The following is an 11,617-nucleotide window of genomic DNA, read 5'->3' as shown; positions in this document are numbered from 1 at the left end:
ATTGTTTCAATCAGGTCCTAACTATTTTAAAACAGTCACTTTTGCACCATCGGTTAAGTTAATCTGACCACTGGTAATAACAATATCACCATTGTTCAGACCACCCAGGATTTCTACTTTTTCACCAATGATTCTTCCCGCTGTTACTTTTTTCATTTTAGCAGTACCGTTGTTCTCCATTACAAAAACTTCATTAGCGCTAACACTTCCTACAAATGCATTTCTCGGAACGATCATTAAAGGTGTTTTGTCCGATGACGGAGCAAATTGAGCCGTTCCATACATACCTGCTTTTAAATCGTTACCGGCATTGTTGGTAATTTCGATTTCTACAGGGAAATTCAGACTGCTGTCTGCTTTCGGAGCGATAAACGTAATTTTCCCGTTAAATTCTTTATCCGGATAAACGCTTGCTTTTACTTTAACCGGCGTACCGATTTTTAATCCGGCAATCTGGTTCTCGCTTACGGTTACTTTTAATTTTAACGTGGATACGTTTACTAATTCAAACAATGCCGTTCCCGGAGAAACTACAGATCCCGGTTCGATAAGACGTTTGTTAACGATCCCGTTGATAGAGGATTTGATGGTTGCATCGCCCAAAGTAATGCGCGCCTGAGCCAAATGTGCTTTGGCATTTGCCAGGGCTAATTTTGCCTGATCCAGTTGCTGTTTGGTAACCCCGCCGGTTTTAAAAGCACTTTCGAAACGCTGCGCATCGGTCACTGCATTCTGGTAGGATGCTTCAGCATTTTGAAGATCCACATTCATTTTGTCTGCTTTGATAACCGCTAACGTCTGTCCGATTCGAACCGCGCTGCCTTCGTCTACTAAAACTTTGGTGACACGTCCTGAATTTTCAGCAGAAAAGTTTAATTCCTGTGAAGGGTAAAAGTTTCCGTTAGCTATAAAATCCAACGAAACCGGTTCTGTTCTTACAGTATCTATTTTGACAACTACCGTCGCGTTAGTTTCCGCAACTACAGCCGTTTTTTCTTCATTCTTCTCTTTATTACTGCTTAACACATATCCTATCAGACCCAGTGAGCCCAATAAAACGATTGCTGTGATAATCTTTCTTTTCATATTGATTGATGGTTATTAATTTAAAAGTGTTTTTAATTCTCCCTGTGATTTGATGATCTGAATTTCGGCTAATTTGTATTCCAGTAAAGCGGATGTATAATTGTTTTTCGCTTCTGTTAAAGCATTTTCCGAATCCAGTAAATCGGTTAAAGTAGCCAGCCCGTTGATATAGTTGTTTTTCGTATTGCTGAAAACTTCCTGTGCCAGATTAACATTCTCTTTCTGATTGTTGATCGTGATTAAACTGTTGTTGATCTGCGATTTTGCATTTTCAAATTCCAGTCCTAACGACAATTCCCGGTCTTTCATATCTTCTTCGATTTTCTGAAGGCTGATATCGGCCTGTCTTACTTTGGAACGGGTTGCAAAACCGGTAAAGACAGGAATTCTAAGGTTTAGTCCTATAGCGGAATAGTCAGACCAGTACACACCGTCTGCCGGTTTGGCGCCAAGCGGTAATTTTGGTCCCTGCCCGATATAGTTATAGTTTGCCGTTAAAGAAAGTGTCGGATAATGCTCCGCTACAAACGATTGCTTCTGATATTGTAATAATTGTTTTTGTTTTTCTAACAACTGATACTCTGTTCTGTTGCTTACCGTTGGTGTTTCTTTCATAAAAGGTTTTACCTGAATGTCCTCTTTTACGATTTCAATTGGGGTAGCTGCCGGTAAACCGATTAAGAATTTCAATGAATTCTCCTGCATCTGAACACCGTTAACCAATTGTTGTCTGGTTGAATTCAGGTTGATGATTTTTACATTTACCCTGTCTAAATCGATTTTTTTCGCCAGACCGTTTTTAAACTGACCACTGATGATGTTTCGCACTTTGGTGGTGTTGTCCAGAGTACTGTCAATCGTAATCAGTTTTTGTTTCTGAACAAAAACCTGGTAGTAGGCATTCGCTACTTTTTCGATTACCTGTTCTTCCGTTAACTGTGCATTAACCTGGTAGAATTCTCTTGTGGATTTCGCCGCTTTTAAACCGGTGAAAATAGAATAATCAAAAAGATTCTGGGTTAAGGTTGCTCCGGCTACGGAATTCCATTTTTGTCCTAAAGGCGCTAAAATGGTCGAACCCGGCTGTCCGAAAAAGTCACCCGGTAATGCGTTTAACTGTAATATAGGGTTATAGGTTACATTACCGTTCAGGCTTATCTGCGGAAGCGCTCTTGAACGTACCTCTGCAATCTGATGACTACTGTTTTCGACATCCAGTTTCGCTTTTTTTGCATCAGATTTGTTTTCCAATGCATATTTAAGAGCGTCTTTCAGGGTCAGACGCTGAACTTGTGCCTGAGTGATTATGGCAAAAAATAATAACGCAATTGTTATTCCTGTTCTCATATAGTGGTTATTAATTATTTAAGTAATTTTTCTAATGTTTCAATTCCTTTTGGAGTGGCAATGCCTCTCACATGGTATTCCAGCAATTTTTCATCAAGTTCATTGCGGGTGTACATTTCTTCCGGGAACAATTCAAAATCCATAATGCTCATCGCACTGGCATAATAGATGCGCCCGATAAATTCTTCATCGATCTCAGGTCGGAACAAACCGGCTTTTTTTCCGCGATTCAGATTGTCAATAACACAGTGGTCCATTTTTTCAAACTGCATGGTTTTTAAACAGGCGTGTATTTTCGGATAGTATTTCTGCAATTGGAAAATTGGAGACGAATTCGGGTCTTTTAAATTATTCTGAACATACTCTTTAATATCAAACAGCTCTTCAATAGGGTTTTTTTCCAGCGAACAGATATGGTCTATTCCCGATGAGATTTTCTCATACAGGAAAAAAGTAGCCGCTTTTACTAATTCCAGCTTGGTGGCATAATGTTCGTAAATGGTTTTTTTTGAAATCCCCATCTCAGCAGCTATGTCATCCATCGTAACACTTTTGAAGCCCAGTCGTAAAAACATGTCGGATGATTTCTCTAAAATTTCGTTTTTCATTCTTAAAAAATTTCGGCAAATGTATAACGGAAACTTTTAATACTAAAAAAGTTTCCAAAGTTTTTACGATTATTTAACATTTTTTTTGGCTTTGATTGCGCTGATATTTGAACTATTTTAGCCGAAAATATCATCCATGCATTCAGTAAGTTATTATCAGACGCTTATTTCGGAATACTTTTCTACAATTTCTTTAGAGAAAGAACCTAAAAATTTATACGATCCCATTGCTTATATTTTGTCCTTAGGAGGAAAACGGATGCGTCCGGTTCTGACATTAATGGCGGCAGAAGTTTTTAACGCCGATGCTGAAAAAGCAGTTGCTGCAGCCACAGCGGTTGAGTTGTTTCATAACTTTTCGCTGATTCATGACGATATTATGGATGATGCGCCTTTGCGCCGCGGGAATGAAACGGTTCATGAAAAATGGGATGTGAATACCGGAATCCTGTCGGGTGATGCGATGCTGATATTGGCCTACCAGTATTTTGAGAATTATGAACCTGCGATCTTTTTAGCTTTGGCAAAACTGTTTAGTAAAACAGCGCTGGAAGTTTGTGAAGGACAGCAATGGGATGTGGATTTTGAACAGCGTGACGATGTAACCATTCCGCAGTACCTGAAAATGATCGAGTATAAAACCGCGGTTCTGGTTGGGGCTGCCATGAAAATGGGGGCAATTGTAGCCGAAACCACAACGGAGAATGCCGATTTGATTTATGATTTCGGACTGAATTTGGGAATAGCCTTCCAGCTTCAGGATGATTATCTGGATGCTTTTGGCGATCCGCTGACTTTTGGAAAACAGGTTGGTGGTGACATCATTGAAAATAAGAAAACTTATTTGTATCTGAAAGCGTTAGCGTTTGCTAATCCGGAAGCCAAAGCCCAGTTACTGCATCTGTTCTCGATTCAGCCAACGGATAATAAAGAGAAAATTGATTCCGTAAAAAGAATATTCGAAGAAACCGGCGCGAGCCAGGCGACTCAGAAAGCGATTGAAGAGTATACGCTGAAAGCTTTTGAAACGCTGGATAAAATGAATATTGAAGCGGATAAAAAAGAAGAGCTGAAAACTTTTGGCGAGAACCTGATGAAAAGAAAGGTATAGCTTTTATATAAAACCCAATACCATGTTTGTAGCACCACAAAATACCGATTTATTGCTCTCGGAAGCGCAAAAGGAAGATTTGTATCTGAAACTGATCGAACAGATCAATAAGGATTTTACGCTTGCTAATGAAAGTGTGGACTTTCCGGTGGCTATAACGCCGATCGATTTAAAGCTGCAGCTGCATGAAAAAATATACCGCCTGATTCAGTTTAAATTTGCCGAATATTTAAACCTGCTGTACATCATTGACGTACCGGAAGACCAGATTAAAAAATTAGACGGTTCCGACCTGGTTGACCTATCGGAACAGGTTGCTTTTTTGATTTTAAAGCGGGAATGGCAAAAGGTATGGTTTAGAAATAAATTCTAACAAAAGGCATAAAAGCATCGTGGTACACATTGTCTCTTTCTTTGAATAAAACATTATAACGCACCCCGACAGTTACCCCGTTAAAGTTATATCCCGCACCCAAAAATAAAGCTGTATTCCAGAAATTATCTTCAATTTCCGGTGTAAACTGTGTGTAGGTATTGTTAACGCGAAGTTGTTCAATTTCAGCCGATAACTGTACTTCGGGAATCGGGTTAAAAAGCCCTATAATACTGGCTCCGTAAATGTAGGAATCATAGAAATTTTTCTGCTTAACATAGCTGCCCTGTAAGCCAAGACCTATTGAAAAGTAAGGGTTTACGTCATAAATTGCACTTGGAGCAACCATGACATTGGTGAAATTATTCCCGAAATTAAGTCCTAAGCCGCCACCAAAGCGTACGCTGCTCCAAAATTCATTTTTTTGAGTGATTTGCAAGCGTTCTTGCGCTTTTATTGAAGAACTCGTCATTAAAAAAAATACACAACTCAAAAAGATTGTTAAAAAACTACGGATGCTTGATTTCATAATCATTTTTAGGAATATTTTATGATATAAAAGTATGAAAAACATTGAAAGATTATTACAATTATCGTACTTTTGCGAAAAATTTTCTAACAAAAAAGGTCTTTAGACAAAGTTATGGATAGGTTTTCCTTTTTAAACGCGGCACACACTGCATTTTTTGCAGACTTATACGATCAATATTTACAAAATCCTGATAGCATTGAACCAAGCTGGAGGAGTTTCTTCCAGGGGTTTGACTTCGCAAGCGAATATAACGAAGGTCCGGTAGAACAATTAACAGCAATGGCTGGTGGTCAGACAGACTGTTCTGCGGTTTCCGATAAACTACAAAAAGAATTTAACGTTCTGAAATTAATAGAAGGTTACAGAACAAGAGGACATTTATTTACCAAAACGAACCCAGTTCGTGACCGAAGAATTTTCAGTCCTTCTTTAGCGATTGAAAACTTCGGGTTGACTTCTGCCGATTTGAATACGGTTTTTGATGCTGCGAGAGTAGTAAACTTAAATCCGTGCTCGCTTCAGGAAATTCTGAATCATCTTAATAAAGTATACTGCGAATCGATTGGAGTAGAGTATATGTACATCAGAGATCCTAAAGTGATTGAGTGGATTCAGAAGCGTTTGGATATCAATGATAACCTTCCTGATTTTAATGCAGACCAGAAAAAACGTATCCTTAAAAAACTGAATGAAGCGGTTTCTTTTGAAAACTTCCTTCATACAAAATATGTAGGGCAAAAACGTTTCTCGTTAGAAGGATGTGAATCGGCAATTCCGGCTTTGGATGCATTGATTGAAACGGCAGCCGAAAAAGGAGTTGAGCAGTTCGTAATGGGAATGGCACACAGAGGACGTTTGAATGTATTGGCTAATGTTTTTGGAAAAGCGACTCAGGACATTTTCTCAGAATTTGACGGAAAAGACTATGATGATGACGCTTTGTTTGACGGTGACGTTAAATACCACCTTGGTTTAACCGCAACCCGTACCACACAGACCGGTAAAAATATTAATATCAACTTAGCGCCAAATCCATCTCACTTAGAGACTGTTGGTGCTGTGATTGAAGGAATCGCAAGAGCAAAACAAGACCGTTATTTCCCGGACAATACCTCTAAAGTATTGCCAATCGCCGTTCACGGTGATGCAGCTGTTGCCGGACAGGGTATTGTTTATGAAATTGTTCAGATGGCTAATCTGGATGGTTACAAAACAAACGGAACGATCCATTTGGTGATCAACAACCAGGTTGGATTTACAACAAACTATTTAGACGCCCGTTCGTCTACCTATTGTACCGATATCGCTAAGGTAACCTTATCGCCGGTATTACACGTAAATGCAGATGATGCCGAGGCTGTAGTGCATGCCATGTTGTTTGCATTGGATTACCGTATGGAATTCGGATCGGATGTTTTTATCGATTTATTAGGATATAGAAAATATGGGCACAACGAAGGTGATGAGCCTCGTTTTACACAGCCACAGTTATATAAAATAATTTCCAAGCATAAAAATGCAAGAGATATTTATGCTGAAAAACTGAAATCGGAAAACGTAATTGACGGCAATTATGTATCCGGATTGGAGGCAGAATACAAAGCAGGCTTAGAGGAAAATTTAGAAGCTTCCCGTAAAAAAGACCTTACGGTGATTACCCCTTTCATGCAGGATGAATGGAAAGGATTCGAGCAGGTTAGTGACGAAGGAATGTTGCAGCAATTTGATACGAAAGTTGATAAATCGGTGCTAACGGATGTTGCTAAAGTAGTAACGGAACTTCCGGCAGATAAAAAATTCATCAGCAAAATCCAGAAGCTGATTAACGACAGAAAAACGATGTTTTTCGAAACGGACAAGCTGGATTGGGCTATGGGAGAAATGCTGGCTTACGGATCGTTACTGACAGAAGGATATGATGTTCGTATTTCCGGACAGGATGTAGAAAGAGGTACGTTCTCACACCGTCATGCGGTAGTGAAAGTGGAAGATTCGGAAGAAGAAGTAGTATTGTTAAACCAGTTAAAAGATCAAAAAGGAAAATTCTATATCTATAACTCTTTGTTATCGGAATATGGCGTGGTAGGTTTTGATTACGGATATGCATTGGCAAGTCCGAACACACTGACAATCTGGGAAGCACAGTTCGGGGATTTCTCTAACGGAGCGCAGATCATGATTGACCAGTACATTTCGGCAGCAGAGGACAAATGGAACAATCAGAACGGTTTGGTAATGTTATTGCCTCACGGTTATGAAAACCAGGGAGCGGAGCACTCTTCGGCACGTATGGAACGTTATTTACAATTGTGTGCCAAACACAATATGTATGTGGCCGACTGTACAACGCCGGCAAACTTCTTCCACCTGTTGCGAAGACAGATGATCACAAAATTCAGAAAACCATTAATTGTATTCACACCAAAAAGTTTACTGCGTCACCCGTTAGCGGTATCTTCTATTGAAGAATTTGCAAACGGAAGCTTCCAGGAGGTTATTGACGATGCTTCGGTAAATCCTAATGACGTAAAATCATTGGTATTCTGTACCGGTAAATTCTACTATGATTTATTGGCAGAAAGAGAAGCGCAGGGCAGAACAGATGTGGCTCTTGTAAGAATAGAACAGTTGTTCCCGTTACCGGTAGCGCAAATCAAAGCGGTTATTGCAAAATACCCGAATGCTGACGATTATGTTTGGGCTCAGGAAGAACCTAAAAACATGGGTGCTTACGGTTATATGCTGATGAATTTTGAAGAAGTTAAATTCCGTTTGGCATCGCCAAAAGCGTATAGTGCACCGGCAGCCGGAAGTTATACCCGTTCTAAAAAACGTCATGCAAATGCAATTGCAATGGTTTTTGACAAGAATTTATTCAATTAATACGTATTTTTGATACTCATATAAAAATAACAACACCTTATAAAATTATATACCGATGATTTTAGAAATGAAAGTCCCTTCACCGGGGGAATCGATCACAGAAGTTGAAATCGCAACGTGGTTGGTAAAAGACGGAGATTATGTAGAAAAAGATCAGGCTATTGCAGAGGTTGATTCGGATAAAGCAACCTTAGAGTTACCAGCGGAAGCAAGTGGTATTATTACCCTTAAGGCGGAAGAAGGTGATGCAGTTGCAGTTGGTCAGGTAGTTTGTTTAATCGATACGGGAGCAGCAAAACCGGAAGGTGGCGCAGCAGCACCGGTAAAAGAAGAAAAAGCAGCTGAGGCTCCAAAAGCGGAAGCTCCAAAAGCAGCTCCGGCTCCGGCAGCAACTACGTATGCTACAGGAACTCCTTCACCGGCAGCAAGAAAAATCTTAGACGAGAAAAACATTCAGCCTACAGAAATTGTTGGTACTGGAAAAGGTGGAAGAATTACTAAAGATGATGCTGTAAATGCAGTACCGTCTATGGGAACGCCTACAGGTGGATCCAGAGGTTCTGAAAGAACAAAATTATCCATGTTGCGTCGTAAAGTGGCAGAGCGTTTGGTTTCTGCTAAAAATGAGACCGCAATGTTAACTACATTCAATGAGGTTGACATGAGCGCTATCTATGCTTTACGCGAAGAATATAAAGAAGCTTTTAAAGCAAAACACGGTTTAGGTTTGGGCTTTATGTCTTTCTTTACAAAAGCAGTTACAAGAGCATTACAATTATATCCTGATGTAAATTCAATGATTGACGGTCAGGAGAAAATTTCATACGATTTCTGTGATATTTCTGTAGCGGTTTCCGGTCCTAAAGGATTAATGGTACCGGTTGTTCGCAGCGCAGAATTATTAACGTTCCGTGGTGTTGAAGCAGAAATCAAACGTTTGGCTATCAGAGCACGTGACGGACAAATTACAGTTGATGAAATGACTGGCGGAACATTTACTATTTCTAATGGTGGTGTTTTCGGAAGTATGTTGTCTACACCAATCATCAACCCTCCGCAATCCGGTATTTTAGGAATGCACAATGTAGTAGAGCGTGCGATCGTTAAAAACGGTCAGATTGTTATCGCTCCGGTTATGTTTGTAGCATTATCTTATGATCATAGAATTATTGACGGTCGTGAGTCTGTAGGATTCTTAGTGGCTGTAAAAGAAGCGTTGGAAAACCCAATGGAAATCTTAATGGATAATAATCCTAAAAAAGCTTTAGAGCTTTAATCTAAGATAGACACAATAAAAAAACCACGCTTTTAGCGTGGTTTTTTTATGCCTTGTAAGCCAGGACGCCGCGGCATCCCGGATGTGATTTTTGTACCAACTTTAAAAAGAAAATTAACAAACGCAGTCAAAAAAAATTATTTTTGTGCTGTAATTATTAAGAAAAAATTAATGAAACAAAATAAAAAGTCGGCCGCTATTGGTTTTATTTTTATTACCATGCTTATCGACATTACGGGATGGGGAATTATAATTCCGGTTATCCCAAAGCTGATAGAGGAGCTTATTCACGGCGATATCAGTGTGGCTTCCAAATATGGAGGCTGGCTGACTTTTTCGTATGCCATAACCCAGTTTATTTTTGCGCCGCTCATTGGAAACCTCAGTGATAAATACGGAAGACGGCCAATTATCCTGTTGTCGCTTCTGGGGTTTGCACTGGATTACCTTTTGCTGTCCTTTGCGCCCACCATTACCTGGCTGTTTATCGGGCGTATTTTAGCCGGTGTAACCGGAGCCAGTATTACGACAGCTTCAGCCTATATAGCCGATATCAGTACCAGTGAAGACAGGGCAAAAAACTTTGGAATGATTGGTGCCGCGTTCGGATTGGGATTTATTATCGGGCCGGTTATCGGTGGTGTTTTGGGGCAATACGGTTCCCGCATCCCGTTTTATGCCGCAGCGGTTTTATGTGCCGTTAACTTCCTGTACGGACTGTTTGTATTGCCGGAATCCTTATCGAAAGAAAACCGCAGGGAATTCGACTGGAAACGGGCTAATCCGATCGGGGCGATTATGAACCTGAAAAAATATCCGGCTTTACTGGGACTTATCGTTTCGATGGTGATCCTGTATGTCGCTGCCCATGCCGTACACAGTAACTGGAGCTTCTTTACCATGTACCGGTTTGACTGGGATGAACGAATGGTTGGTATTTCTTTAGGTGTGATTGGTTTGCTGGTTGGTATTGTTCAGGGCGGACTGATTCGCTGGATCAATCCGAAATTAGGAAACGAAAAGAGTATTTATTTCGGAATGGTCTTGTATACCTTGGGGATGTTTTTGTTTGCCTTTGCTTTTGAAGGCTGGATGATGTTCCTGTTCCTGGTTCCGTATTGTTTGGGCGGTATCGCAGGACCGGCTTTACAATCGGTTATAACGAGCCATGTTCCGGCTACAGAACAGGGAGAATTACAGGGAACCTTAACGAGTTTAACGAGTGCAACCGCGATTGTGGGCCCGCCGTTAATGACCAATACGTTCTATTATTTTACACATGATGAAGCGCCGTTCCAGTTTGCGGGAGCACCATTTGTTTTAGGTGGTGTTTTGATGCTTATCAGTACAATCATTGCCTATATGGTCTTTAAGAAAGGCCAGTTGTAATATTTAAAAACCCCGTACATTTTTACGGGGTTTTTTATTAGACTTCCATTTTTTTCATCATGTCCTGTGAGACTTCTGTATTAAGGTTGTTGTAGTCCGGATTATAGTTGTCCCAAATGCGCCAGCTATCTCCCCGTTTTTTTATAAAATAGGTCTGACGGTTAATTTTATTGTAAACGTTGACAATCTCTCCCTGGTGGTTTCTCCATTCGAGGTTCCAGAATTCTTTTGCAGAAATAACAACAAGGGTGTCGTCAATACTGGTGATCCGGAAATCATAAATTTCAAAATTAGAACGGTTGTTTTCGTTGTTCAGCTGTAAGTCCAGTTTGGAGTACTTTTCTAATAAATCCGTGACGCGTTTTGTTAAGGGGCCATCTTCAAAGATGGAATCGGAAAGACCACTTAAATCGACCTGCGGGAGTTTTAAAAGACAGTTAAATTCGTCCTGGCAAAACTGATAAATCAGGTTTTCAAAATAACTGCTGAGCACATCTTTGGTTCTGTGTTCCTCAGCTATAGCAGCATTGTTCTCGCAGGATTGGTTTAGAATAAAACTGTTCAGAGAGGGAAACCCGATAAAAATAGCGAGTTTGTCTAAGGTTTTTAAAAAGCGTAAGTCGGTGTTTTCCTTGTTGGAATAATCATTGGTGAAAATCCGCTGTAAGGTCGTGCTGGAAATAGTTGTTCCTAATTCATTTTTTTTGACACCCTGCAGGTGTTCCGATTTGGATAGTTTGTGTGCAATAATTTCAGCCAATATAAGGTATTGGGCTCTTTTCCATGTTTTTACACTCGACAAGGTACTGTTAAGAACGGAAGGATGGGTTTGAATGCCTTTTTTTAGTTGTTCAATAATCAGTTTCATTTTTTAGTTAGTTAAGATTGGGTTAGATTTTTAGTTCTTTTTACATAGTGTCATTAAATTGAGTTAAACATGAGGGTTAGTTACGCATAAGTTAGTGTTAAAGTTTTACAAATTTTAACAATATTTTTGGATTAATAAAAATAT

At 39.9% G+C, this 11,617-nt stretch carries 10 protein-coding genes; 5 read left to right on the top strand and 5 right to left on the bottom strand.

All coding sequences use genetic code 11. The features are described from left to right. Nucleotides 1–21: 21 nt before the first annotated feature. Genes HW120_RS02170 through HW120_RS02160 form a run of 3 tightly spaced genes read right to left on the bottom strand, consistent with a single transcriptional unit; the run spans nucleotide 22 to nucleotide 3,041 of the window. Nucleotides 22–1,086 carry an efflux RND transporter periplasmic adaptor subunit gene (locus HW120_RS02170; protein WP_177730341.1) on the bottom strand — a complete coding sequence of 355 codons (1,065 nt, stop codon included), beginning with the start codon at nucleotides 1,084–1,086 and terminating at the stop codon, nucleotides 22–24. A gap of 15 nt (nucleotides 1,087–1,101) precedes the next feature. Further along, a complete protein-coding gene (locus HW120_RS02165; protein WP_177730339.1) occupies nucleotides 1,102–2,433 on the bottom strand; it encodes a TolC family protein in 1,332 nt (443 codons plus the stop codon). Between the two features lie 14 nt (nucleotides 2,434–2,447). Then, entirely contained in the window at nucleotides 2,448–3,041 is a 594-nt protein-coding gene (locus tag HW120_RS02160; RefSeq protein WP_177730337.1) for a TetR/AcrR family transcriptional regulator, read from the bottom strand. Nucleotides 3,042–3,177: 136 nt separating this feature from the next. Between HW120_RS02160 and HW120_RS02155 the strand changes: the two genes are divergently transcribed. Together HW120_RS02155 and HW120_RS02150 are read left to right on the top strand one after the other, a co-directional pair. Further along, on the top strand, nucleotides 3,178–4,152 hold the full coding sequence (locus tag HW120_RS02155) for a polyprenyl synthetase family protein (RefSeq protein WP_177730335.1): 975 nt from the start codon (nucleotides 3,178–3,180) through the stop codon (nucleotides 4,150–4,152). Nucleotides 4,153–4,174: 22 nt separating this feature from the next. Then, nucleotides 4,175–4,525, top strand: coding sequence for a hypothetical protein (locus HW120_RS02150; protein ID WP_177730333.1), 351 nt, complete (start codon nucleotides 4,175–4,177; stop codon nucleotides 4,523–4,525). Here the strand turns inward: HW120_RS02150 and HW120_RS02145 are convergent. Further along, nucleotides 4,509–5,054, bottom strand: a complete 546-nt coding sequence (locus tag HW120_RS02145; protein WP_177736137.1) for a hypothetical protein — start codon at nucleotides 5,052–5,054, stop codon at nucleotides 4,509–4,511. The two genes, HW120_RS02150 and HW120_RS02145, sit on opposite strands and share 17 nt — an antisense overlap. 114 nt (nucleotides 5,055–5,168) lie before the next feature. Here HW120_RS02145 and HW120_RS02140 point away from each other — a divergent pair, with 114 nt between their 5' ends. The 3 genes from HW120_RS02140 (at nucleotide 5,169) to HW120_RS02130 (ending at nucleotide 10,605) form a co-directional block, all read left to right on the top strand. Then, nucleotides 5,169–7,940, top strand: a complete 2,772-nt coding sequence (locus tag HW120_RS02140) for a 2-oxoglutarate dehydrogenase E1 component (RefSeq protein ID WP_177730331.1) — start codon at nucleotides 5,169–5,171, stop codon at nucleotides 7,938–7,940. Between the two features lie 55 nt (nucleotides 7,941–7,995). Then, nucleotides 7,996–9,216, top strand: a complete 1,221-nt coding sequence (gene odhB / locus HW120_RS02135; protein WP_177730329.1) for a 2-oxoglutarate dehydrogenase complex dihydrolipoyllysine-residue succinyltransferase — start codon at nucleotides 7,996–7,998, stop codon at nucleotides 9,214–9,216. A 171-nt stretch (nucleotides 9,217–9,387) separates the two neighbouring features. Next, a complete protein-coding gene (locus HW120_RS02130) occupies nucleotides 9,388–10,605 on the top strand; it encodes a TCR/Tet family MFS transporter (protein ID WP_177730327.1) in 1,218 nt (405 codons plus the stop codon). 37 nt (nucleotides 10,606–10,642) lie between these two features. On the opposite strand, the gene HW120_RS02125 is transcribed toward HW120_RS02130, so the two are convergent. Beyond that, entirely contained in the window at nucleotides 10,643–11,473 is an 831-nt protein-coding gene (locus tag HW120_RS02125) for a hypothetical protein (RefSeq protein ID WP_177730325.1), read from the bottom strand. Nucleotides 11,474–11,617 lie beyond the last annotated feature (144 nt).

Source organism: Flavobacterium inviolabile, assembly GCF_013389455.1.
In the GTDB taxonomy this organism is placed as follows: Bacteria; Bacteroidota; Bacteroidia; order Flavobacteriales; family Flavobacteriaceae; genus Flavobacterium; species Flavobacterium inviolabile.
The sequence above is the reverse complement of the archived record's forward strand: the minus strand, read 5'-3'. Positions and strand labels throughout refer to the sequence as shown.

Excerpts from the sequence above, each read along its gene's own strand:
- odhB (WP_177730329.1), top strand. The coding sequence starts at position 7,996 with ATGATTTTAGAAATGAAAGTCCCTTCACCGGGGGAATCGATCACAGAA.
- HW120_RS02125 (WP_177730325.1), bottom strand. The coding sequence starts at position 11,473 with ATGAAACTGATTATTGAACAACTAAAAAAAGGCATTCAAACCCATCCT.
- HW120_RS02165 (WP_177730339.1), bottom strand. The coding sequence starts at position 2,433 with ATGAGAACAGGAATAACAATTGCGTTATTATTTTTTGCCATAATCACT.
- HW120_RS02155 (WP_177730335.1), top strand. The coding sequence starts at position 3,178 with ATGCATTCAGTAAGTTATTATCAGACGCTTATTTCGGAATACTTTTCT.
- HW120_RS02150 (WP_177730333.1), top strand. The coding sequence starts at position 4,175 with ATGTTTGTAGCACCACAAAATACCGATTTATTGCTCTCGGAAGCGCAA.
- HW120_RS02145 (WP_177736137.1), bottom strand. The coding sequence starts at position 5,054 with ATGAAATCAAGCATCCGTAGTTTTTTAACAATCTTTTTGAGTTGTGTA.
- HW120_RS02130 (WP_177730327.1), top strand. The coding sequence starts at position 9,388 with ATGAAACAAAATAAAAAGTCGGCCGCTATTGGTTTTATTTTTATTACC.
- HW120_RS02170 (WP_177730341.1), bottom strand. The coding sequence starts at position 1,086 with ATGAAAAGAAAGATTATCACAGCAATCGTTTTATTGGGCTCACTGGGT.
- HW120_RS02160 (WP_177730337.1), bottom strand. The coding sequence starts at position 3,041 with ATGAAAAACGAAATTTTAGAGAAATCATCCGACATGTTTTTACGACTG.
- HW120_RS02140 (WP_177730331.1), top strand. The coding sequence starts at position 5,169 with ATGGATAGGTTTTCCTTTTTAAACGCGGCACACACTGCATTTTTTGCA.